Source organism: Enterobacter sp. JH25, assembly GCF_021725435.1.
Classification (GTDB): domain Bacteria; phylum Pseudomonadota; class Gammaproteobacteria; order Enterobacterales; family Enterobacteriaceae; genus Enterobacter; species Enterobacter intestinihominis.
Map to the genome: position 1 here is coordinate 82,055 of NZ_CP091319.1, position 20,985 is coordinate 103,039.

General features: G+C 53.7%; 22 protein-coding genes and 1 tRNA gene. 8 read left to right on the forward strand and 15 right to left on the reverse strand.

Features of this window, described 5'->3' with window-relative positions; all coding sequences use genetic code 11:
- The first annotated feature begins 13 nt into the window (after positions 1-13).
- Entirely contained in the window at positions 14-343 is a 330-nt protein-coding gene (locus tag L2Y28_RS00400) for a hypothetical protein (RefSeq protein ID WP_022646592.1), read from the forward strand.
- Here L2Y28_RS00400 and L2Y28_RS00405 read toward each other — a convergent pair.
- The 5 genes from L2Y28_RS00405 to L2Y28_RS00425 all read right to left on the reverse strand — a co-directional run bounded on the left by L2Y28_RS00405 (position 321) and on the right by L2Y28_RS00425 (position 4,831).
- Positions 321-1,124, reverse strand: coding sequence for a DUF4225 domain-containing protein (locus L2Y28_RS00405; protein WP_022646593.1), 804 nt, complete (start codon positions 1,122-1,124; stop codon positions 321-323). The two genes, L2Y28_RS00400 and L2Y28_RS00405, sit on opposite strands and share 23 nt — an antisense overlap.
- A gap of 175 nt (positions 1,125-1,299) precedes the next feature.
- Positions 1,300-2,388: an AAA family ATPase gene (locus tag L2Y28_RS00410; protein WP_022646595.1), complete on the reverse strand. Its 1,089-nt coding sequence runs from the start codon at positions 2,386-2,388 to the stop codon at positions 1,300-1,302.
- A 145-nt stretch (positions 2,389-2,533) separates the two neighbouring features.
- Complete coding sequence (locus L2Y28_RS00415; RefSeq protein WP_022646596.1) at positions 2,534-3,493, reverse strand: DUF523 and DUF1722 domain-containing protein; 960 nt, start codon at positions 3,491-3,493, stop codon at positions 2,534-2,536.
- 102 nt (positions 3,494-3,595) lie between these two features.
- Positions 3,596-4,006, reverse strand: coding sequence for a hydroxyisourate hydrolase (gene uraH / locus L2Y28_RS00420; RefSeq protein ID WP_017383647.1), 411 nt, complete (start codon positions 4,004-4,006; stop codon positions 3,596-3,598).
- A 99-nt stretch (positions 4,007-4,105) separates the two neighbouring features.
- Positions 4,106-4,831 carry a MerR family transcriptional regulator gene (locus L2Y28_RS00425; RefSeq protein ID WP_022646597.1) on the reverse strand — a complete coding sequence of 242 codons (726 nt, stop codon included), beginning with the start codon at positions 4,829-4,831 and terminating at the stop codon, positions 4,106-4,108.
- A 117-nt stretch (positions 4,832-4,948) separates the two neighbouring features.
- Here L2Y28_RS00425 and L2Y28_RS00430 point away from each other — a divergent pair, with 117 nt between their 5' ends.
- Complete coding sequence (locus tag L2Y28_RS00430) at positions 4,949-5,473, forward strand: lipocalin family protein (protein WP_022646598.1); 525 nt, start codon at positions 4,949-4,951, stop codon at positions 5,471-5,473.
- A 1-nt stretch (position 5,474) separates the two neighbouring features.
- On the opposite strand, the gene L2Y28_RS00435 is transcribed toward L2Y28_RS00430, so the two are convergent.
- From L2Y28_RS00435 to L2Y28_RS00460, 6 genes are read right to left on the reverse strand one after another with little or no spacing between them, the layout of a single operon-like run.
- Entirely contained in the window at positions 5,475-6,482 is a 1,008-nt protein-coding gene (locus tag L2Y28_RS00435) for a fimbrial protein (RefSeq protein WP_022646599.1), read from the reverse strand.
- A complete protein-coding gene (locus tag L2Y28_RS00440) occupies positions 6,482-7,000 on the reverse strand; it encodes a fimbrial protein (RefSeq protein WP_022646600.1) in 519 nt (172 codons plus the stop codon). Before L2Y28_RS00440 ends, L2Y28_RS00435 begins: the two co-directional genes overlap by 1 nt.
- Positions 6,991-9,516, reverse strand: a complete 2,526-nt coding sequence (locus tag L2Y28_RS00445; RefSeq protein ID WP_022646601.1) for a fimbria/pilus outer membrane usher protein — start codon at positions 9,514-9,516, stop codon at positions 6,991-6,993. Before L2Y28_RS00445 ends, L2Y28_RS00440 begins: the two co-directional genes overlap by 10 nt.
- Before the next feature lie 23 nt (positions 9,517-9,539).
- On the reverse strand, positions 9,540-10,217 hold the full coding sequence (locus L2Y28_RS00450; RefSeq protein WP_022646602.1) for a molecular chaperone: 678 nt from the start codon (positions 10,215-10,217) through the stop codon (positions 9,540-9,542).
- 53 nt (positions 10,218-10,270) lie between these two features.
- Positions 10,271-10,855 (reverse strand): fimbrial protein, encoded by a 585-nt coding sequence (locus L2Y28_RS00455; protein ID WP_022646603.1) that lies wholly within the window; start codon positions 10,853-10,855, stop codon positions 10,271-10,273.
- Positions 10,856-10,907: 52 nt separating this feature from the next.
- Positions 10,908-11,510, reverse strand: a complete 603-nt coding sequence (locus L2Y28_RS00460) for a helix-turn-helix transcriptional regulator (RefSeq protein WP_022646604.1) — start codon at positions 11,508-11,510, stop codon at positions 10,908-10,910.
- 834 nt (positions 11,511-12,344) lie between these two features.
- On the opposite strand from L2Y28_RS00460, the gene L2Y28_RS00465 reads away from it, so the two are divergent.
- The 3 genes from L2Y28_RS00465 to L2Y28_RS00475 all read left to right on the forward strand — a co-directional run bounded on the left by L2Y28_RS00465 (position 12,345) and on the right by L2Y28_RS00475 (position 14,738).
- On the forward strand, positions 12,345-13,133 hold the full coding sequence (locus L2Y28_RS00465; protein ID WP_022646605.1) for a winged helix-turn-helix domain-containing protein: 789 nt from the start codon (positions 12,345-12,347) through the stop codon (positions 13,131-13,133).
- Position 13,134: 1 nt separating this feature from the next.
- Complete coding sequence (locus L2Y28_RS00470; protein ID WP_022646606.1) at positions 13,135-13,614, forward strand: hypothetical protein; 480 nt, start codon at positions 13,135-13,137, stop codon at positions 13,612-13,614.
- Between the two features lie 242 nt (positions 13,615-13,856).
- Complete coding sequence (locus L2Y28_RS00475) at positions 13,857-14,738, forward strand: GlxA family transcriptional regulator (protein ID WP_032622044.1); 882 nt, start codon at positions 13,857-13,859, stop codon at positions 14,736-14,738.
- A gap of 64 nt (positions 14,739-14,802) precedes the next feature.
- Here L2Y28_RS00475 and L2Y28_RS00480 read toward each other — a convergent pair whose 3' ends face one another.
- Together L2Y28_RS00480 and L2Y28_RS00485 are read right to left on the reverse strand one after the other, a co-directional pair.
- Positions 14,803-15,102, reverse strand: a complete 300-nt coding sequence (locus L2Y28_RS00480; RefSeq protein WP_022646608.1) for a helix-turn-helix domain-containing protein — start codon at positions 15,100-15,102, stop codon at positions 14,803-14,805.
- Positions 15,103-15,225: 123 nt separating this feature from the next.
- The gene (locus L2Y28_RS00485; RefSeq protein WP_022646609.1) at positions 15,226-15,567 is read right to left on the reverse strand and encodes a SymE family type I addiction module toxin; all 342 of its coding nucleotides are present in this window, start codon (positions 15,565-15,567) and stop codon (positions 15,226-15,228) included.
- A 136-nt stretch (positions 15,568-15,703) separates the two neighbouring features.
- Between L2Y28_RS00485 and L2Y28_RS00490 the strand changes: the two genes are divergently transcribed.
- The gene (locus tag L2Y28_RS00490; protein WP_071785192.1) at positions 15,704-15,883 is read left to right on the forward strand and encodes a toxin-antitoxin system HicB family antitoxin; all 180 of its coding nucleotides are present in this window, start codon (positions 15,704-15,706) and stop codon (positions 15,881-15,883) included.
- Here the strand turns inward: L2Y28_RS00490 and L2Y28_RS00495 are convergent, their stop codons facing one another.
- Together L2Y28_RS00495 and L2Y28_RS00500 are read right to left on the reverse strand one after the other, a co-directional pair.
- Positions 15,884-16,723 carry a DUF2971 domain-containing protein gene (locus L2Y28_RS00495; RefSeq protein WP_022646610.1) on the reverse strand — a complete coding sequence of 280 codons (840 nt, stop codon included), beginning with the start codon at positions 16,721-16,723 and terminating at the stop codon, positions 15,884-15,886.
- Between the two features lie 35 nt (positions 16,724-16,758).
- Positions 16,759-16,853, reverse strand: a tRNA-Sec gene (locus L2Y28_RS00500).
- Positions 16,854-17,141: 288 nt separating this feature from the next.
- On the opposite strand from L2Y28_RS00500, the gene L2Y28_RS00505 reads away from it, so the two are divergent.
- Positions 17,142-18,533 (forward strand): glycoside-pentoside-hexuronide family transporter, encoded by a 1,392-nt coding sequence (locus tag L2Y28_RS00505; RefSeq protein ID WP_015570055.1) that lies wholly within the window; start codon positions 17,142-17,144, stop codon positions 18,531-18,533.
- Positions 18,534-18,545: 12 nt separating this feature from the next.
- The gene (yicI, locus tag L2Y28_RS00510) at positions 18,546-20,864 is read left to right on the forward strand and encodes an alpha-xylosidase (RefSeq protein WP_023330106.1); all 2,319 of its coding nucleotides are present in this window, start codon (positions 18,546-18,548) and stop codon (positions 20,862-20,864) included.
- Positions 20,865-20,985: the final 121 nt, after the last annotated feature.

The following is a 20,985-nucleotide window of genomic DNA, read 5'->3' on the forward strand; positions in this document are numbered from 1 at the left end:
AAAAGGTAGTGGCATGAACAATATTGAAACGCAGTTACTTGAATCAGGTTTCACCGTAAAGGAATTAGCGTATCTGAACCGAAACGTTAGCCGTTATGGTTCATCCCTGCTCGAGGTGGTGCTTGAGTTGGGCAAGCGTTTCATCATGGTACTGTGTATTACTGCGGCTGTGGCTCTGATTTTCCTGGCGCTTCTTTTTTTCGCTGAACATTACAATATTGTTTCCGGCGGTATTTCTCTTTTCATCGTATTGATTATTGCCTGGTTTTTTCAACCCCCAATCATTGCTTACAAAGCCTGGCGCTTCAGAAAGAAATACATTAGTTCTGGCCAGACGCATTAGAAATTAAATCAAACGAGACTTTTGCAGAGACACCCCAGCCGACAATTTTCATAGTGAGCGCTGCGCGATTCATTCCGTCGACTTTGCGGTAGAAATCCAGCGGGAGATAACGAAACAGACGCCATGATTCGGGTTTCCGGATGGCGCCAAATACCGTATAGACGCTTGCTGCCAGGCTTACGCTATTGAATACCCCAAGTGCTGATTCACGTTTAAATCCCATAAACTGAGCGATATCCATGACGCCATCTGCCAGCATACCTTCGGAGTTTGGTTGATGTTGAAGCGTTCTGTTAATTTCTTTTGAAATGGCATTTGCACCATCCATAACCAGAATCGCTCCTGCAAGCGCACCCACTGGATTCATTGTCATCATTGCACCAACACCTGCAACAATCTGTAACCCTGAAAGCACAACCTTAATCGATGAGATAACGTAACCGACGACTTTGTTATTTTCTTTAACCAGTTCAATCTGAGCAAAAAGCTGAGCTGTACGGGAGCGAAGCATTCTGCTTTGCTCAAGAAGACTTTCGTTCTCAGCCCGGATGTTTTTCAGGCATTCCATGCACTCCTCATCACTTCTGGCTGCCCGGGTAGCACTAAATTGTTGCATCACAAACTGCCGAATATCATCCATAAATTTAATCCGTGCGAGTCCGTCGCTGAGATGTTGCCCTCCGACAATATTCGCAGTATTGATGAGCTTGCGGGCTTCAAGATTTATCATTGTTTCAGCCCATGCGCGGGCGTTCTGACCAGGGAAAAGTACAATATCCATTTTAATTTTCTCATCTGATAACCAACGTTTACAGATTATCCTGGCATCAGAAACTGGCAACAATAAATTTGATAATCTGTCGCGAGCACAGAATTCGCCGAAGGTATATACCGATGGAAATCATCTTCGTCGTTGATGGCGACCTTGAAAGTGGTGACTGCATAAAAGAAATGCATTACCCCAGCCGCTCCATCCGCGTCTCCCCCTCCACCATCGACAGCTGATACAGCGAAAACGATCGGTGCTTCTCAATCAACTGCGCCAGCTCCGGCGAGTGGCTGGTGAGCCAGATCTGCGAGTAGCGGCTGGCCTCGGCAATGAGGCTTGCCAGAGCGGGCAGCATCTGCGGATGCAGGCTGTTTTCCGGTTCGTTGAGGGCGATAAATGCGGGAGGGCGCGGGCTTAGCAGCGCCACCGCCAGGCACAAAAAACGCAGCGTGCCGTCGGAGAACTCTGCCGGTTCCAGCGGTCTGCTTAGCCCCTCGCGCTGCATCATCATGCGGAAGCGCCCGCCGGGGTTGTCGCTGTAAAACACGCAGCCGGGGAAGGCCTGGTCGAGAATGCGCATCAGCAGCAGCTCGTCGCCAATTTCGACAATGGTCTGAAACGCGGCGGCCAGGTTCGCGCCGTCGCTGGCCAGCACCGGGGAACGAAAACCCACCTGCGGCGCACGGATCGCCGAGCCGGATGAGACGGAAAACTCATGATAAAATCGCCAGTTACGCAGGGACTCGCGCATCTGCGACACTTCGGGATAGAGGTGCGGTTCGCCGAGCTGCCCGAACACCGACTCGTTCTCATACAGCGTACCGCTGTGGGTCACTTTTTCGTGATGCACGTTGTTCAGGAAAACCGCCTGATTCTTACGCTTCATCAGCTGTGACGACGGACGACGGTGCTGGCCGCTCAGCCAGATAGATTCCTCTTTGATCACCGGATCGAGCTGAAACTGTGAGGGATAGGGCAGCTTTTCCACGAACCCGACCTGAAGCTCATATTCATAGGTTTCCGTTTCCACCGCCAGGTTCATGCGCCGCAGCTGGTCGCTGCGGGTTTTGCCCGCCCAGAACACTTTCAAAATCCCCCCCTCGTTTGCCAGCGCCTGGGAGAATTGCCCCTGCGCCGCGCTGTGCATCAGGTAAATCGCTTTATAAATATTGGATTTTCCGGTGCCGTTGGGGCCGAACACGATGTTGAGCTGTTCCAGCTCAAGCGACATATCGCGAATTGAGCGGTAGTTCTGAATATGCAGATTTTTGATCATCGGGGTACTCCGCTGTGCATGCTTAACCTGTACAGAATTACAGTATTTTACGCTGAGCGCAAAAAAAAGACGACAGTGAGGGTGTCGTCTAAACGGGGTACAGCTTTGGGCCTCTGTGGGTCAATGGGCCTTCGCTTCTTTCTTATCAGGTAACGGCCAGACGCAGACCCAAATCATCAGGATAGGGATCAAAGTAGTTTTGCGTCATCAGATAGCGGTCAGGGTATTCAGCCAGATAATGCTTAAGCAACGTCAGCGGCGCGAGGATCGGCAGCAGTCCGTCCCGGTAATGCAGGATCACATCACGCAGTTCTCCGCGCTGGCGGCTGTTCAGCTGGTTACGGAAATAGCCCTGAATGTGCATCAGCACGTTAGTATGATTCTTCCGCGAAGCGGGTTTTTTCAGGATATTCATCAGTTTGTCGCGATAGGCCACGAAAAACGCGTCCAGATCGTCCCACTCATGCAGTGATGCCACAAACGGACCAATTTCACGGTAGCCTGCCTGATGGTGCGCCAGAAGCTGAAGCTTATAGCGGCTGTGAAAGTCCAGCAGGGCACGGCGCGTCAGGCCATTTTTACGCATTACGTTCAGTTCATGGAGAGCAAAAACGCGCTCAACAAAGTTTTCCCGCAGTACCGGATCGTGCAGGCGACCGTCTTCTTCGACGGGCAGCCAGGGGAAAGTTTCAAGGAGGGCGGCGGTGAACAGCCCGACACCCTCCTTGCGGCCCCGGTTGCCGTTTTCGTCGTACAGCCGCACGCGCTCCATGCCGCAGCTAGGGGATTTTGCACAGACGATAAACCCTGACAGATCGCCGATTTTCGGCAGATAATCTGCCGTAAATGCGGCCATCTTCTGCGTGACGTCATCGTGCGGCGCTTTGCTGAACCGCATTTCTGTCTCGCCGCCAGTGGTCATCACCAGGCGCAGCGCCGGACGAGGCGTGGGCAGGCCGATAGCCATTTCAGGGCATACCGGGCGGAAAGCGACCCACTGCGCCAGCTCATCCATCACAAAGCCCATACGCTTATGTCCGCCGTCAAAGCGAACGGCGGAACCGGTCAAACATCCGCTAATACCCAGCACAGGTTTTGTTGTCATGATGTGCACCTCCCGATCTCATATCTAAAAGTTACACAACAATGCGTATTTGTCCAAGTATTGACGGGATTATTTTTTAATCGTCTTTAAAATCAAGGGCAATCAGCTGCCCTTGTAGGTTGAGTAACCGTACTGGCTGAGCAGAAGCGGGATGTGCAGTTTTTCATTGGTGCGGGTGACGGTGAACAGCACCGGCACTTCCGGGAAGAAGGAGTCCAGCTTTTTGCCGTGGAAGTAATCTGCGGTTTTGAAGGTCACTTTATACACGCCTGGCGCCATATCCTGATCCTGCGGATAGAGCGATTTGATGCGCCCGTCGTGGTCAGTTTTACCGCTGGCAATCGGGGTCCACTTGTCCTGCTCCTGCTTTTCCAGCGTGACGGCCACATCCGCTGGCGGCATACCGGTTTGCTGGTCCAGAACGTGGACGCTCAGGGTACCTGCCGGGGCGCTGAACGCGGCAGGGGCGAAAGCCATTGTAGCCAGCATCATCAGAGGGAGTGTCTTTTTCATCGTGTTTTCCTGTTGAGTTGTCGGTGACAGGAAAACGTTAGCACTCGCTGCGCGAAAAAATATTCAACTTTTCGTGAAGTTTGCCACAGCAGAAAATAATCAGAGGATAATTACCTCAAGGGAAACCTGCTGCTGCCACTGCGCAACCTGCTTTTTCCGCGCGGCGGTAAGTTTACCGCTGGTAACCAGCAGCCATTTGCGATCCGGGAAAATTTCCGGGGCCAGCGCGGCAGGGGGAACCGGCAGTATGTCGATGCGGTGGCCCTGGCCGGTGCGCGTCAGGGCTTCAAGCCAGATCTCACACGGGTCGTTCAGATGCCAGCCGCTGATGAGGATGTTATCGCCCGGCGCTTTTTTATCGCCCTCAAGGCAAAACGAGGTATAGGCGATGAGGATGCCGTCGAGGATTTCACGCAGCGTCATGGCGGCGGCGACGTTGGCCGATATCTGGCTGCGCAACGGACGCAGCACGTTAGTGACCAGCTCTGGCCTTGGGTATTCGCGTCCGGCGTCGTAAATCATCTGACGCAGGGATTCAATTTTCCCCTCCTGCAACTTTTGCAGCATGGCCTGTTGCAGGGTTTGCCAGTTATTGGCGCGGCGCGGCACAGGGCGTTCCAGCAGTGATTTTACCTGGCCGATGGGTACGCCTTTTTTAACCCAGTCGAGGATTTTCAGCGCCTGCTGAACGTCCTCATCGCTGTACAGGCGGTGACCGCCGTCCGTACGCTCGGGTTTGAGTAATCCATAGCGTCGCTGCCACGCCCGAAGCGTGGTGGCGGTGATGCCGCTGAGTCTGGCGAATTCGCCGATGGAGTAAGCCATGTCTGCATCCGAAGAGAAGGAGTAGTCTCAATATACTACGAATATTCCCCGACGGGATGAAGCGCCGCACGGGTGCGCTACACTTAACGTCCAACCGCGTAAATGAAAGGAGTTCTCATGAGGCTATGGCCTGTCGTTACCGGTGTCGCCATTGCGCTGACGCTGGTTGCCTGTAAATCTCCCACGCCGCCGAAAGGCGTGCAGCCCATTACCGGCTTTGATGCCAGCCGCTATCTTGGCAAATGGTATGAAGTCGCCCGACTGGAAAATCGCTTCGAGCGCGGTCTGGAACAGGTGACCGCGACGTACGGCAAGCGCAGCGATGGCGGTATCAGCGTACTGAATCGTGGCTATGATCCGGTGAAGAACAAGTGGAATGAGAGCGAAGGAAAGGCGTACTTTACCGGCGAACCGACTACGGCTGCGCTGAAGGTATCGTTCTTCGGCCCGTTCTACGGCGGCTATAACGTGATCAAGCTGGACGATAAGTACCAGTACGCGCTGGTCAGCGGCCCGAACCGCGACTACCTGTGGATTTTATCGCGCACCCCGACCATTCCGGAGGCGGTAAAACAGGACTACCTGAATACCGCACGCGATCTGGGATTCCGGGTCGATCAGCTGGTGTGGGTTAAACACTGACCTACTGATACGAAAACGTAATGCTCGCCAGGGCGTTAGCCGAGCCGGGGACCAGCTCTCCGGTTCGGATGTACTGCGCCTGGAACGGCAGCGATAGCGTTTGTGCTGCGCTGGTGGTCTGGATGAAAAACTGTCCCGTCGTGCCTGCGGCCGAGCTGTCTGGCCCCATCATCAGCGGCCCGGTACCGTTATAGAAAAACTGCACGCCAATGCCGGAGGCCGTGGAGTCCCCGGTCAGCGTCACGACCGACGAGGTATTTGACGGCGTGGTCTGATCGGTCATTACTGCGTTAACCGCCACGTTCTCATCGCAGGTCAGGCTGACGTTAAACGCCTCCGATGGCGAGGTGCTGCCTACGCTGGGTAGCGTGTGAACATCAATGGTGCCCAGGTCGACGTTGGCGCTTTTCGTGCCTACCGTGCAGCCGCTTGCCGTCACCGTGATGGTGGTCGGGTTGATGATCACCTGCGCAGTTTTCACTTCGTTGTTATAGGCCGTCAGGATCGCCGCGTTAATGGTGGGGGTCTGGTATACGCCGGATTTCAGCGGAACGCCGGTCTTGATAAACGTCACTTTTGCCGACCAGCCCAGTGTGGAGGCGTAACCGTTAGTCCCGTCGGCCGGATAACTCTGCGTAATGCCCGTCTGCATCGGGACATAGGTGGTGCCATTATAATCTTTAAGCCCAAGAATGAAGCCGATGCCGGGCACGCCCGTTTCAAATACCATGTAATTTGCACCATCAAGAATAACCGTGATGCCGGTGGCCGTTACGCTGCTGCTCGGCTCCAGCGTCCCTTTGGAGCAGGTAAAAACCAGGCCGCACCAGAACACTTCCGAGACGCTCGCAGTGGCGCTCCATTCAGAGCCGATCGTATTTCCGGGCACGATGGAGTCTGCCGGGCCGGACCATGACATGGGTGTTGGCGAAAGGGTGATATCCGATGTCCAGGAGAGGGCAAGCGCCTGAGAGGTCATGAAAAACAGGCCTAAAAACAGTAAACGCATTATTGATACTCCGTCGTCCAGGTCGCCACTGCCGAAACGTCTCCGGCATTGACCGGCGCACCCGTGGCGGCCAGTCGCGCATAGAAGGTCATTTTTACGCTGTCATCCCCCGCCGCGCCGTAAGCAGTGGTTTGGGTGTCCAGCGGGATAAGTACGCTGTCTTTATCCAGAATCTGCACCGCCACGCCGGTCGCGCCGCCGTCAGCGACTTTCAGAAGCTGCGGGTTTTCGTCATCCGGCGTACCGCTGAAGCGGATTTTCACGCCAGCAAAGGTAGGGCCGCACGCTTCAAGGGTGAGCGTGAAGGGCGTTTTGATATTGCTGACTGCCCCCGCCTCGCTAAATTGCTTTACGCCGAGGGTGCCCAGCGGCACGTTTTGCTCCTTCGAATCTTCCGAGACAATACAGGTATTGCCGATCACGTTGCCGGTCACGGAAACCAGCACGTCATAGCCGTGTACGGGGACGGTGATGAACATCAGCAGGATCAGGGGGAGAAACCGGACGGTTACTGACATATGACCTCCTGGGAATACAGCCCGGTGCGGGCCTGATAATTTTTCGGGTTCAACGCATAGCGGATCGTGCAGCGCTGGGCGCTGTCGCGTCCCCATACGGCATGCAATGTTCCCTTCGCTGACAGGCCGGTCAGATACACGCTGCCGCCATCGCCGACGATACCGCTGGCGTTGTCATCCTCTGACGAGACCAGCGTGCCGAAGGGGAGCACGTCTTTAGCGTGATGCACGATAAACATCGCTTTTGCCCCCTGACGCGTGGTGAGGATGGCGCGAACCAGTGCCCCGTCGGTGGGGATTTTATTGGCGATGGCGTTCTCAAGTTCCACGTCATTGCCCACGGTGGTGACATCTAGCGCAACCTGATTAACGCGATACGGCGTGGCGTACGGGATCACCGCATAGCCCAGGCTGTCGGTTTTGATGCCCCTGTGGTTGAGCACGGCGACATGGCTGGCGCCCGGGGCTTTCACCAGGATATTGGTGTTCCCGAGCGGCTGGCTCAGCGTCAGGCCATCCTCATGCAGCACCGCGCCGCCGCTCATCCCGTAGCTGAGGTTGCGGGAGTCACCGGCGTAGCTGTAGCCCAGGTTATAGTCTCCCCACGCGCCCTCGTATTGCAGCGCGGCATCGCCGCCGTAGTGCTGCTGCGCGCTGTAGCGCTGGTTGACGCTATAGAAAAGATTCTCCTGTCCTGGCAGATAACCACTGACACCGGTACTCGCGGTGGTGCCAGCGGGATCCGCATGGGTAGCGGTAAAACGGAGACGGGTCGACAGCGCCGGGTTACCCAGCGGCACCGACAGGGACAACGCAAGGATATTGTCTTTCTTGTTGTCGTACAGGCTAGAGCTACGCTGGGCGCTGATGCCAAGCGACAGATTACGAAACGTTGCGTTCCACGCGAACTGCAAACTTTGCGTGGTTTTTGACGTATTCCAGTAGGTTTGTTGATCCCAGGACAGCGACAGCGCGCCGTATTCGCCCATCGGCTGCGACAACAGCAGCTGATTTTTTGCCTTACGCGACATATGCAGGTTGTAAACCGTGTCGTAGCGGGTGGTGACGGTGCCATCGTCTTCTACGGTCTGTTCTGGCGCTCCGCCCGCCATGCCTTTGTAAGTGGTATCGCTGAGGGTATAAAACCCTGCCGTTGAGTAACGCAGCGAGAAGAAATTGACCCGCGTACCGATATCGTTCAGCAGCTTGCTGTACCGCAGGCGCACCGAATCCCCGGTGTAGTGCTGATTATCAGCCAGCTGGCTGCGGGCATGGGTGAGGTCGAGGGAGTAGGCGCCAAAGCGGCCGAGATTCTGCCCGATACCGAAGGCCAGGCCGTTGTAGCGATCGGAAAACTGCGCCCCGCCATAAAACGTGAGACCGTATCGCCAGCCCAGGAACAGCTCGCCCTGCGCGAAGGAGGGCGAGATCTGATTGCCCGCAGGGCGGTATTTCCCGGCCCCCAGAGCATATTTGACCTGACCGTTACGCACCAGATTCGGCACGCTGGCAAAGGGCAGGGTGTATTGCGTCTGGCTGCCGTCGCTCTCCTGAATGGTGACCGCGAGATCGCCGCCGGAAGAGGTTGGATAGAGATCTTTCAGCACAAACGCCCCCGGCGGAACCGAGGTTTGATAGATAACGTTACCGTTCTGGCGAACCGTCACCGTGGCATTGCTGCGCGCGATGCCGCGCACTTCAGGCGCGTAACCGCTCAGGCTGGCGGGCAACATATTGTCATCGGTCTTCAGGGCAATCCCACGCAGGCCAACGGCGTCAAACACCTGCGATGAGGTGAACGTTTCACCGGCATAAACCTGGGCACGCAAGGCGCGGATATCCCGCTGTAGCCAGGTCTGGACGTGGGTGAGCTCGTTACTCTCTTTGGTCCACGTGGTGAAATCACGCAGCCGCCATGCGCCCAGGTTGGCGCCGCTGTTCAGGCTCACAAACAGCTGTTGTTCCCGCGTGCGCGTCTCGCCCCGGTAGTCATTATTCGCGCCATTGACCACATAGTTCAGCCACGCGGCAGGGATGCCGGATTCCCAGCTCTCCGGGCTGACGTACCCGCGCGGCAGAGCGCGCATCGCGCTTTGCGGTACGGTGAAGTTGAGGGTAAGCGTCCTCTGGTCAAAATCAAACCGGGTATCGGCGAACGACCGGGTTAAAAAAATGCAGCGCTGCGCAGGCGACAGCTCACCCCCTTTCGCCTGACGGCTGTCGATGCCAAGTGCGGCGAATTGCGCAGGTGTAAGGCACGGTAGGGCTTCACCGGCGGTGTTTTCAGCGACGCGAAACGTGACGTTTCCTGTGAACGCGAACTGGGTGTTGATATACACGTTAAGATTGTACTCGCCCGGCGGCAACGCGCTCCCGGCGTTGACCCAGGCGAGGTCGGCGCTGTTTGCCTGTTCGCCGTTAAGAAACGCAGGATTAAAGTGCAGCTCGCTTTCGGCAGCCACGGCTTGCCGAATCACCAGGGCGATCGCCGTGGCGCACAGGATTTTAATTTTCATGTGGTCACGCCTTACTGTTTTTATTATTGGGACAATGACGTGCGGGTGACGGGCGTCCAGGCCCCATAATCGTTAATCGTCTGGTAGCTCATGCTGCTCGCATGGCTGAAGGTGTCTGCCAGCGTCACGCTGGCTTTCGGCGGCACCATGACGGGCGACACCGGCCTGCCATCAATTTTCAGGTTAATGGTGGTGAGGTAATACGGCGTTGGGTTGGTCAGCGTGACCTTGCCCGCGCGGTAGGCGCCTGCAAGGTTTTTCCATGCCTCTCCTGCGCCTTCCCGAAGCGACTCAGGGCGATAAAAGACCTTGATGCGGTTGGCAGAGGCGAATTGCAGCGAATTGCCGGAACCGTTTTTAACCTGCTGTGGGATAGCTTTGACCGTCATCCAGTACAGCGTTTCGCGATCGGCTGGCAGTGCGTTGCCGCTGAACATGATTTTCACCGCGCTTTCGCTGGCGGGCTTCATGACGTACAGCGGCGGCGTGATGACGAAGTCGTTGGTACGGCTCCCTTTCTCGTCTTCCATCCATGACTGGATCAGGAACGTGGCATCAGGGTGGGTATTTCTTACCTGCATCATCGTCTGCGTCGTCGCGCCTGCGTAGACCAGCCGCGTTGCACCCAATCCCACGCCGCCTGCATACACGGCGGATGAACATAACGTGCCAGCCAGACAAATCCATGTGTTTACGCGCATTGTGCGTCTCCTGAAAGCTGAGTCAGACCCGGCCAGCAGACCGGGCCTGAAGATTACGAATAGGTCACGGTGTAGGTTGCGACCGCGCTGGCATCACCCGCCGTGGCGTTGCCCAGTGGGGAGTAATATTTCGCGCTGAAGTTCAGGGTGTTCGCCCCCGCACGCAGGGGGATCGCTGCTGCCGGCTCACCCAGCCTGACGACGTTGCCCTGTTCATCATAAAGACGGATAGCGACATGCTGCGCCGAGCCCGCGCCGCCGTTTACTCCCGCGGCCAGGCTATTCACATCGGTACTGTCCGGCGTACCGGTGAAGGTGATAGCCACGGTCGTTGCGGCAATGGGGTTATCTTCCGTGGACGCGGAGGTATCGGCGATTTCGCAATCCTCCAGCGTGATGGAGAAGGCTTTTGCGGTACTGGCTTCACTGCCTGCGGCAGCCAGCGTGGCGGTACGCACTTCACCCATGTCGACGTCGATATTCGCGCTACCGGCGCTGATGGCACAGGCGGAGGTCACCACTTTACCGCTAAAGTTAACCGTGCCGCCGCTGGTGGTGGCGGCCAGTGCTGAGCCCGCTGGCAGCAGGGCGGCAATGCTTAATGCCAGCAGAGATTGGCAAGTAAGGCGTGCTTTCATTTCATGGTTCCTTGGTTTTTTTATTACGAGATTTGCTCTGAAAGCGGCAGGTCTAACTGGTTAAAAAGACCAGCAAATCTGTCTTATTCCTGAGCCCGAGTTTTCTTATCGCTGAGCTTTTTAAAGCGCTCACGCGGCGATAAGAAAGTTTCTCCAGTTCTGCGATGTAACGTATATCCAGTCCGTTCCTGAGTTCCTTTAATACCCTCCTTTCTCCAGGCGTCAGCGATAACGCCGCTGGCTGCTTTTGGGGCCGATAATGGCTATCGACCATTTTTGCTAGCTTTATCCGCCACTGATAAACCGTGTTCTGTAGCGAGATATAGGCATCAATATCTTCCCTGGCCCATAACAGGGAATGGGCAGAGGTTGAGTACAGGCAGATAATCACCTCTGGATGCGTGGCTTTGATTTTTTTTAAATATTTCAGTGAGCCATACCCTGTATGGTATTTCTCTGCGCCGGATATAAATAAGATATCGATACGAATCGACGACAGCGCCTTATCCAGTTCCTGATAACCTCCTTCTATGATAATGATGTGAAGGTCGTCGCGGATGCTGCGTAATAACGTTTTAATGCCGTTTCTTGCATAATGATCGCCGCCCATCAATGCAACAGTAATATGCTGTGTTATTTGGTTATTGTTCGTCATGTTATTCCTCGATTTATAATAGTAATCAGGCGAATTATTTATAAGGGTATCGCCAGTATTCTCGAAGCAATGACGTATTGCATAGTGTAGGCCTACTATACGTCGGCCAATAAAGAGGTAATCTGAATTAATCTAAAATTGTATTAATTACTAAGATCGAGACCGGTTACGACGCTTCCCTCTGATTGGTCTTATTCCGCTTCGCTTTCTGTAAATTATGATAGCCGCTATTTTTAATGAAAATTTAGCTTTGATAAATGTTTTGTAAGGAGTTTGTCGTCTGGTGTCAGTGCGGGTGTGAAGTTGCTGACGGGGAATAACAATTTACGAATGTTATCATCGATAAAAACTGATAGAGAGGTGGCTGAAAAGCATACAAAAACCATGTAAATTATTGATATTTGTCAGGTTGAGAAAACTTAAGGCTTAAGAGTACTGAATATTTCAGACACGCATGTCCGTGGCGTACAATGTTTTTTTATGTAGATATTTGTCAATGTCAAGAGGCGATGAGAGCGCCAAAAGGAGAGGCTCTGATAAAAGAGATGCTGTCGATAGTCAGATACTTCTGTGGAGCGGAAATTCACTTCACAAAACATCATAATGAGGATGATCGCGGATGAATCGGCTCTGCAAGCCGCATTCTACAAGGGTTGAGTTCTTATGCAGGTTCAGTGAAGCTTAAGGGATGAAATATAAATTAAGATTTTTCGCCAATGGCGAAGATATACAGCATGCGGTTAATCAGTCACATTAATCCCGACGCGAATGTCATCACATACATGCGGTGACTCAGGTTCAACATCTGTTAACCGGAGAATTCATACTGCCCCTATGCATAAGCATTACATTATAAATAATATCGTCGAATTTCATCCTGCGGCCAGCACGTTACGTGATATCAACAATCCTGACCGTGTGGTTGTGTTAAATTCGCCAGCAGGCCGATGCCTGTTGTTATTAATCGACAGAGCGGGGTCGATTGTCACTCAGCAAGAGTTCCTTGATATTGTCTGGCAAAGCCGCGGCATGCTTGTCTCCTCCAATACCTATTACCAGAACATCTCCATTCTGCGCAAAGGGCTCAAAAAGATTGGTTTTGAAACTGACCCTATCGTTACCATTCCCCGTATTGGGCTGACGCTGGCAAGCGACACGCAAATAACCGTCAGAGAGTCTTCGCCTGTCACGCCTCAACCCGCAGAGGGACAATGTGTGGAGGCGCCAGCGATCGAGGAGGTCTCTGCATCCTCCGCGCCAGCAGCGCCCGTTGCCAGGAAGCCCACGCGCTGGCTGGCTGTCGTCATGGGGCTATTGGTCATCCTGGCCGGGGCAGGCGTAACGGGATATATGAGCGCCAGGGAAAACCGTTTTGTTGAGGATTACCGTTTTGCGGCATCCGTTGGGGCCTGTCGCGTTTATCTTGCGAACGACATTCAGACTCACGCTGAACGCGCTTCCGCGCTGACCTATGTAGAACAATTCAAGGCTGAATGCGCGCAATATCCCTGGGTTTACATCAGCTGGTACGCCCTGCTTCCTCGTGCGTCGGTTATTCGCTGCGACCGGCCAATGAAAGAACCGAACCGCTGTATATCTGATTATTTCCTGAAGGATAGCTAGCATGACTCGTTTTCGGCAGATGCTGTATGTCATCGTGACGGGCCTCGTCACGGCAGGCGTGCTGACGGGCTATTACCTGTGGCACCGATCTTACGTTCAGCCTTTTTCATGCCAGGCTAATCTGGTACAGCACCATCCGGATGAGACGCTGACGGTCTGGCTGAATTACACCTTCGACGGGAAATTCGGCACCCTGAGCATGAATGGCCGGGCAAAGAGCGATCCGGGTAAAACCATCGACAGGAAAATTTCCTTTCGGGTGGAGAGAAAAGATCGCCTCTATTTGCTGACGTCAGAAAAAAATATGACGTTCCCGGACGATAATGTCGAAGACAGCTGGCTGGAAAAATATGAACCGCAATTTTTTGTCTATCCGGGCAAGAGTATTTATATGCGTATCAATGAACAACATAATGGTAACTATATCTTTACCTTAGGAACATTACCGACATATGTGTGTCGTGGTTCAAAAAAAGAATGATGTAAACGAGAAAAGCATTATATTTTCCTCCCGTCTCATTTATGCTTGATTTAAAATATCAGGATTATCTTAGAAATATAAAGTGCGACAGATCATGTTGCGATAATGTAATTAATTTTAAATTTGGCAAGTAAATGAAAAGTGTATTTGACTCCTCCGATGGGGGGAAATCAGTACCGGAAAAGTGTCTGCATATTGGGTTGATATTATGGCCCCGTTATTCACTCCTGGCCGTCTCCGGGTTGCTGGAGGCGCTGCGTTATGCAGCGAAAGCTCAGGATAAATTAGCATTTAAAATCAGCCTGATAAGTGAATTCCCTGATATCCCGATTATCAGCAATGCGGGGATTATCATGAGGCCGGATTCTCCCCATGGGCCGCCGGACAGTTTTAACTACCTTGCTGTTATCGGCGGTGAATTGCAGTATCTGGACTTAGGATATCAGGGGGATAAAGCGTATCTGGCACATGCCCACCATGCCGGGGTTCCGCTCATTGGCATTGGCACCGGCAGTTTTGTCCTCGCACAGGAAGGATTGCTGAATGAACGACGAGCGTCCATCCATCCTTTCCACCTTGATGCATTTCGGCAGGCTTTCCCGCTGGTTTATGCTGAGCAAGGGTATGATTTCATCGACGATGGCGATGTGCTGACCTGCCCGGGCGGTATTTCCACCCTGACGCTGGCAACTGAGCTTATCCGCGCCCATGCCGGGGATGATATCGCCAGCACCACCTGTCAGCGTTTGTCGCTCGTTCCGCATGAAATTGCCACCCCGCGTCCGGCTAATTTTGCGCTTATCCCTGACTCGCGGTTGCGCCGCGCCGTCATGCTGATTGAACAGTTCCTGACCCGGCCGCTCACCACCGCCGGGCTTGCGCGAGAAGTGGCATTGAGTGAACGCCAGCTCAACCGTCTGTTCCACGCAGAATTCGGCAAAACGGCCCGCGAATTTATCCGCAGCGCCAGACTGCGCTATGCTTGCTGGCTGCTGAAGAACTCGCAGCAAAGCGTGACGGATATTGCGCAGCGGATGGGATTCAGCGACTGCGCGCACTTTATTCGTCATTTTCAGACGGAGTATGGTTGTACGCCTGGGGTGTGGCGCACGTCGCAGAATTAATTTTCTGAGGTGGATGTAAAATGCGGCTTATATAGTTGCGCCATCAACTACAGATACAATCGCGCTAGCGATGAAACGCAACCTGCTTGCCAGTGGGTAGTTCCACGTTAATGCTAAGTTTTCCGCCCATCGCTTCGATGTAACGCTTAAGCGTAGCAATCTTCAGATCGTTTCCACGCTGCTCCAGCTGTGTTACCGCAGGCTGACTTACGCCCATAAGATCGGCGACATGTTTTTGCGAGAGCTGGAGCTCTTCACGCAGAAGTTGCAGGCCGGTTTCGAGGAACATTTCCTCTGCCATCTCCTGAATGCGCTGTTGGCTTTCCGGTGAGCGTGACGCAATCACTTCATTTAAGATTTTCACTTGGCTGCCTCGCTGGCAGTTGTTCGATAAAACCGAACAACTGCATTTTCGACCCGTTCACCCTTATCAGAAATGCTTCATAAGGATAATGTCTGTAAGCTCGTAGTATGCCAGAAACAGCCGCTAAGCCAGGTGGTTTGTATTTGATTTTGCGAGGCGCTTTCCAGCATGCGGAATTTGGATCGCTGCAAGCGCGTTCTCTATCTCAATAAGCTTCGCCTTCGTCCGTTTATAATCATCCTGCAACCGCTGCTCCTGCTCGTTATACGCCACCAGAACGATGCATCCTTTCATGACCTTTACCGTGACCTGCTGTCCGGTATCAAACCCCGCTGCGCGCAACCACTTACCGGAAAGGATGATTTTCGGCGTGGATTTGTCGTAAACATTTGGGCGGTATCCCACAATTAACGAACGCTCGGTTCCGGATTGGTCGGTGTCTGGGGTAGAATGCGAATCAGCCATAATCAACTCCTTGATAGTTGGTGAGGTTAGCTCTCGTCCGGTATTGCGAGTACCTGGCGAGGGCGTTTCAATTTGAGGTTTTCGTATGATAAGGTACGTACCTCAATGAAGATATCTTGCTCTTGTAGGTACGTACATGTCAACAGCTAAACGCGACCCTAATCAGTCAAAATCCGGAAAAGCACCAACTTTTCAGATTCGTATTACGCCGGAGTTGAAGGCGCAGTTTGAGGCTGCGGCGAAGGCTGAAGGGATGAGTTTGGGGAATTGGTTAAAAAATTTAGGTCGAAATGAATTAAATAGATTAAAAAAGTAGTTATAACGGGTCTAATACAATCTCAAATCTTGAATTTGATTTTTTAGCCTGTATAAAACTGATATGTTCATAGTCGGTTCGTGAACTTATTAACCTGAACATTTTAGTTTTAAAATGTTCTGAGGTATTGCAACCAAAAATTATCGTTTTGATAGCATCGGATGGTAGTTCATAGAGATCAAATTCTTTTTCACATACATTAATTGTTTTACTAGAATTGGCCTGTGGTAACAACATTCGCCATTCATGTTCATATTCCCAGTCTTTGCTTTTTATTAGGAAATGATTTATTTGATCGTCTGAGAATGGATCCAAGAATGGATATTCTTTCTGATATATAACTTTTCGTAAATAACCAAATTCACCTTTTTGGCCGCGACGTTGTGAGAAAAATGGATGATTGATATCAAACTCAATGATAAACCCACTGTGGGCCTGTGCGTAGTGTCCCCACATCAAAATATTCGTAGGGGTTTCTGTTAATGATAGAATTCTCGTTATTCCTATCAACTTTGAGTTAAAACTTTGCATTGTAGTATCTGCTGCTCTTATTATATTTTCTTTTTCTTTTTTATACATCGAGAACATTGTTTTTTTTGCATCTTTAAGTATATTGCTGACAATTTCTTTAGGCAGTTTTTCAATCTGATTTAATAATTCAGCTGGAAATTCTTTGAGAAGGTCTACAGTGCTTAACGAATCGTATAAATTGGATTCAAAGCTACTAAAGTTAAAAGAAGTATTGAATTCAAATGGGTCGTTAAAATTTAAAGGGTTATTAAAACATATTAAGTTATTTTCAAGTATATCGATTCTTTCTGAGGGAAGATATTTATACATGTTATTAACTCTGAAAGTAGATTTAGCTGTATTTTTGGCGGAAGATCACAGGAGTCGAACCTGCCCGGGAACGCTGGCGCCCCCAACTGGATTTGAAGTCCAGCCACCTCACCGGAGATGACGATCTTCCGCGCCTGCATTGCTACATGGAGGCGGGGCGCATTATAGCTACTTTCAGGCATTTACCACATACCCCACACCACTTTTTTCACCTCTCTTTTGACCTGAATCCCCCTGTTTCAGCTAATTCTTAAGAAAATCCTCAGGTTAGCATTTCGTGCTCATCAACTTTTATCCCGATCACAAAAAACAAGAAACGTAATCTCTTAACCAGAAAACGCAATACCCGCTCCTGAAACAATGGTTTAAAACCAATGCAACCGGTCTCAGCGCCCCCTACAGCGTGAAGGATAAAAATATGAGCGAAGTATTGTCAGTAAAAGAGAAGATTGGCTACGGCATGGGAGACGCCGCCAGCCATATCATTTTTGATAACGTCATGCTTTACATGATGTTTTTCTACACCGATATTTTTGGTATTCCCGCCGGGTTTGTCGGCACCATGTTCCTGCTGGCGCGCGCGCTGGATGCGATCTCCGACCCGTGCATGGGGCTGATTGCCGACCGCACCCGCAGCCGCTGGGGCAAGTTCCGCCCGTGGATTTTGTTCGGCGCCATTCCGTTCGGCATCGTCTGCGTGCTGGCCTACACCACGCCGGACCTCAGCCTCAACGGCAAAATGGTTTACGCCGCTATCACCTACACGCTGCTGACCCTGCTTTATACCGTGGTCAACATCCCGTACTGCGCGCTGGGCGGGGTGATCACCAACGACCCGACGCAGCGTATCTCCCTTCAGTCCTGGCGCTTTGTGCTGGCGACGGCGGGCGGCATGCTCTCCACGGTGCTGATGATGCCGCTGGTGAACCTGATCGGCGGCGACGATAAGGCGTTCGGCTTCCAGGGCGGGATCGCCGTGCTGTCGGTGGTCGCGTTCCTGATGCTGGCGTTCTGCTTCTTCACCACCAAAGAGCGCATCCAGGTGCCGCCGAGCACCACCTCCATGCGTGAAGATCTGCGCGACATCTGGCAAAACGACCAGTGGCGCATCGTCGGCGTGCTGACCATCCTCAACATCCTTGCCGTCTGCGTGCGCGGCGGCGCGATGATGTACTACTGCACCTGGATCATGGGTTCGCCGGAAGTGTTCGTCGCGTTCCTCACCACCTACTGCGTCGGCAACCTGATTGGCTCCGCGCTGGCGAAACCGCTCACCGACTGGAAGTGCAAGGTCAGCATCTTCTGGTGGACCAACGCCGCGCTGGCGGTGGTCAGCGTGGCGATGTTCTTCGTGCCGATGCATGCCACCGTGCTGATGTTCGGCTTCATCTTCGTTATCGGCGTGCTGCATCAGCTGGTGACACCGATTCAGTGGGTAATGATGTCCGATACCGTCGACTACGGCGAATGGACCAACGGCAAACGTCTGACCGGCATCAGCTTTGCGGGCACGCTGTTCGTGCTGAAACTCGGCCTGGCGCTGGGCGGGGCGATGATCGGCTGGATGCTGGCAGGCGGCGGCTACGACGCGGCAGCCAAAACCCAGAACAGCGCGACCATCAGCATCATTATCGGTCTGTTTACGCTGGCTCCGGCGATCTGCTACGTGCTGAGCGCCATTATCGCCAAACGCTACTACACGCTGAAAACCCCCTTCCTGACCAAAATCCTGCGCGAGCTGGCGCAGGGCGCGCGCCGCAATCAGCAGGAGTTTGAAAACCTGCCGGTCAGCAAAGAATTGCAGAACTAAGAGGACGTAAGCATGAAAATCAGTGATGGAAACTGGCTTATCCAACCGGGCCTTAACGTGACGTATCCGGTACAGGTGTTCGACGTGGAGCAGCAGGGCAATGACCTGGTGGTGTATGTGGCGCCGCGTGACGTGCGCGAACGCACCTGGCAGCTCGACACGTTGATGTTCACGGTGCGCCTGTTTACTCCGCAGGAAGGGATTATCGGGGTGCGCATTGAGCACTTCCAGGGTGCGCTGAACAACGGCCCGCACTATCCGCTGAACGTTCTGAAGGATGTAAAAGTTGAGATTGAAAACAACGCCGAATTTGCCGAGCTGAAAAGCGGCAGCGTCAGCGTGCGCGTTACCAAAGGCGAGTTCTGGGCGCTGGATTTCCTGCGCAACGGCCAGCGCATTACCGGCAGCCAGCTGAAAAACAACGGCTACGTGCAGGATACCAACACCGATCGCAACTATGTGTTTGAACGTCTGGATCTGGGCGTGGGGGAAACGGTCTACGGTCTGGGCGAGCGCTTTACCGCCCTGGTGCGCAACGGTCAGACGGTCGAAACCTGGAACCGCGACGGGGGCACCAGCACCGAGCAGTCCTACAAAAACATCCCGTTCTACCTGACCAACCGTGGTTATGGCGTGCTGGTGAATCACCCGGAAAATGTCTCGTTTGAAGTCGGCTCCGAGAAAGTGTCCAAAGTGCAGTTCAGCGTGGAAGGGGAGTATCTGGAGTACTTCGTGATCGACGGCCCGACGCCAAAAGAGGTATTAAACCGCTATACGCAGTTCACCGGGCGTCCGGCGCTGCCGCCGGCGTGGTCGTTCGGCCTGTGGCTGACCACCTCCTTCACCACTAACTACGACGAAGCGACGGTCAACAGCTTTATCGACGGCATGGCCGAGCGCGACCTGCCGCTGCACGTGTTCCACTTCGACTGCTTCTGGATGAAAGCCTTCCAGTGGTGCGATTTTGAGTGGGACCCGGTGACCTTCCCCGACCCGGAAGGGATGATCCGCCGCCTGAAAGAGAAAGGGCTGAAGGTCTGCGTGTGGATCAACCCGTACATCGGCCAGAAATCGCCGATCTTCCGTGAGCTGAAAGAGAAGGGCTACCTGCTCAAGCGCCCGGACGGCTCCCTGTGGCAGTGGGACAAATGGCAGCCGGGGCTGGCGATCTACGACTTCACCAACCCGGATGCGTGCCGGTGGTACGCCGACAAGCTGAAAGGCCTGGTGGAGATCGGCGTCGACTGCTTCAAGACCGACTTCGGCGAGCGTATCCCGACGGAGGTCCAGTGGTTTGACGGTTCCGATCCGCAGAAGATGCACAACCATTACGCCTACATCTACAACGAACTGGTGTGGAACGTGCTGAAAGAGACGGTGGGAGAAGAAGAGGCGGTGCTGTTTGCCCGTTCTGCCTCCGTGGGAGCGCAACAGTTCCCGGTGCACTGGGGCGGCGACTGCTACGCCAACTATGAATCGATGGCGGAAAGCCTGCGCGGCGGGCTGTCTATTGGCCTGTCCGGCTTCGGATTCTGGAGCCACGATATCGGCGGGTTTGAAAACACCGCTCCGGCGCACGTCTATAAGCGCTGGTGCGCTTTCGGGCTGTTCTCCAGCCACAGCCGCCTGCACGGCAGCAAATCCTACCGCGTGCCGTGGGCGTACGATGACGAGTCCTGCGACGTGGTGCGCCACTTCACCCAGCTGAAATGCCAGCTGATGCCGTACCTGTATCGTCAGGCTGCGCTGGCCCGCGAGTTCGGCACGCCGATGCTGCGGGCGATGATGCTGGAGTTCCCGGACGACCCGGCGTGCGATTACCTTGACCGCCAGTACATGCTGGGGGATTCAATGATGGTGGCGCCGGTGTTCTCCGAGGCGGGCGACGTGCAGTTCTGGCTGCCGGAAGGGCGCTGGACGCACCTGTGGCACAACGATGTAATCGAGGGCAGCCGCTGGCATAAGCAGCAGCACGATTTCCAGAGCCTGCCGGTCTATGTGCGCGACAACACGCTGCTGGCGCTCGGCAATAATAACCAGAAGCCGGACTATGCGTGGCACGAGGGGACGGCCTTCCAGCTTTTCAACCTGAGCGATGGCGCAACGGCGGTGAGTGAAGTGCCTGCGGCGGACGGTTCCGTGTTGTTTACGCTGAAGGCGTCACGTCAGGGCGACGTCGTGACCTTTACCGGCACGGGAGATGCGCAAAACTGGTCGGTGTGCTTGCGCAACGTGCAGAAGGTCGGCGGCGTAAAAGGCGGTTCACATGCGGGCAGCGAGTGGGGTGTGGTGGTGAAAGCCGAGGGGGATGAGGTGGTGATCCACCTCTGAGCTGGAAAAATGCCCGGTGGCGCTTCGCTTACCGGGCCTACGGTAATTATGCGGTCTGATGCCCTCACCCACGGGGAGAGGGAACCAAAACCTCGTAGGCCGGGTAAGGCGAAGCCGCCAC

Coding starts and splice junctions, on each gene's coding strand:
- L2Y28_RS00400 (WP_022646592.1), top strand. CDS start 14: ATGAACAATATTGAAACGCAGTTACTTGAATCAGGTTTCACCGTAAAG.
- L2Y28_RS00405 (WP_022646593.1), bottom strand. CDS start 1,124: ATGGATATTGTACTTTTCCCTGGTCAGAACGCCCGCGCATGGGCTGAA.
- L2Y28_RS00410 (WP_022646595.1), bottom strand. CDS start 2,388: ATGATCAAAAATCTGCATATTCAGAACTACCGCTCAATTCGCGATATG.
- L2Y28_RS00415 (WP_022646596.1), bottom strand. CDS start 3,493: ATGACAACAAAACCTGTGCTGGGTATTAGCGGATGTTTGACCGGTTCC.
- uraH (WP_017383647.1), bottom strand. CDS start 4,006: ATGAAAAAGACACTCCCTCTGATGATGCTGGCTACAATGGCTTTCGCC.
- L2Y28_RS00425 (WP_022646597.1), bottom strand. CDS start 4,831: ATGGCTTACTCCATCGGCGAATTCGCCAGACTCAGCGGCATCACCGCC.
- L2Y28_RS00430 (WP_022646598.1), top strand. CDS start 4,949: ATGAGGCTATGGCCTGTCGTTACCGGTGTCGCCATTGCGCTGACGCTG.
- L2Y28_RS00435 (WP_022646599.1), bottom strand. CDS start 6,482: ATGCGTTTACTGTTTTTAGGCCTGTTTTTCATGACCTCTCAGGCGCTT.
- L2Y28_RS00440 (WP_022646600.1), bottom strand. CDS start 7,000: ATGTCAGTAACCGTCCGGTTTCTCCCCCTGATCCTGCTGATGTTCATC.
- L2Y28_RS00445 (WP_022646601.1), bottom strand. CDS start 9,516: ATGAAAATTAAAATCCTGTGCGCCACGGCGATCGCCCTGGTGATTCGG.
- L2Y28_RS00450 (WP_022646602.1), bottom strand. CDS start 10,217: ATGCGCGTAAACACATGGATTTGTCTGGCTGGCACGTTATGTTCATCC.
- L2Y28_RS00455 (WP_022646603.1), bottom strand. CDS start 10,855: ATGAAAGCACGCCTTACTTGCCAATCTCTGCTGGCATTAAGCATTGCC.
- L2Y28_RS00460 (WP_022646604.1), bottom strand. CDS start 11,510: ATGACGAACAATAACCAAATAACACAGCATATTACTGTTGCATTGATG.
- L2Y28_RS00465 (WP_022646605.1), top strand. CDS start 12,345: ATGCATAAGCATTACATTATAAATAATATCGTCGAATTTCATCCTGCG.
- L2Y28_RS00470 (WP_022646606.1), top strand. CDS start 13,135: ATGACTCGTTTTCGGCAGATGCTGTATGTCATCGTGACGGGCCTCGTC.
- L2Y28_RS00485 (WP_022646609.1), bottom strand. CDS start 15,567: ATGGCTGATTCGCATTCTACCCCAGACACCGACCAATCCGGAACCGAG.
- L2Y28_RS00490 (WP_071785192.1), top strand. CDS start 15,704: ATGTCAACAGCTAAACGCGACCCTAATCAGTCAAAATCCGGAAAAGCA.
- L2Y28_RS00495 (WP_022646610.1), bottom strand. CDS start 16,723: ATGTATAAATATCTTCCCTCAGAAAGAATCGATATACTTGAAAATAAC.
- L2Y28_RS00505 (WP_015570055.1), top strand. CDS start 17,142: ATGAGCGAAGTATTGTCAGTAAAAGAGAAGATTGGCTACGGCATGGGA.
- yicI (WP_023330106.1), top strand. CDS start 18,546: ATGAAAATCAGTGATGGAAACTGGCTTATCCAACCGGGCCTTAACGTG.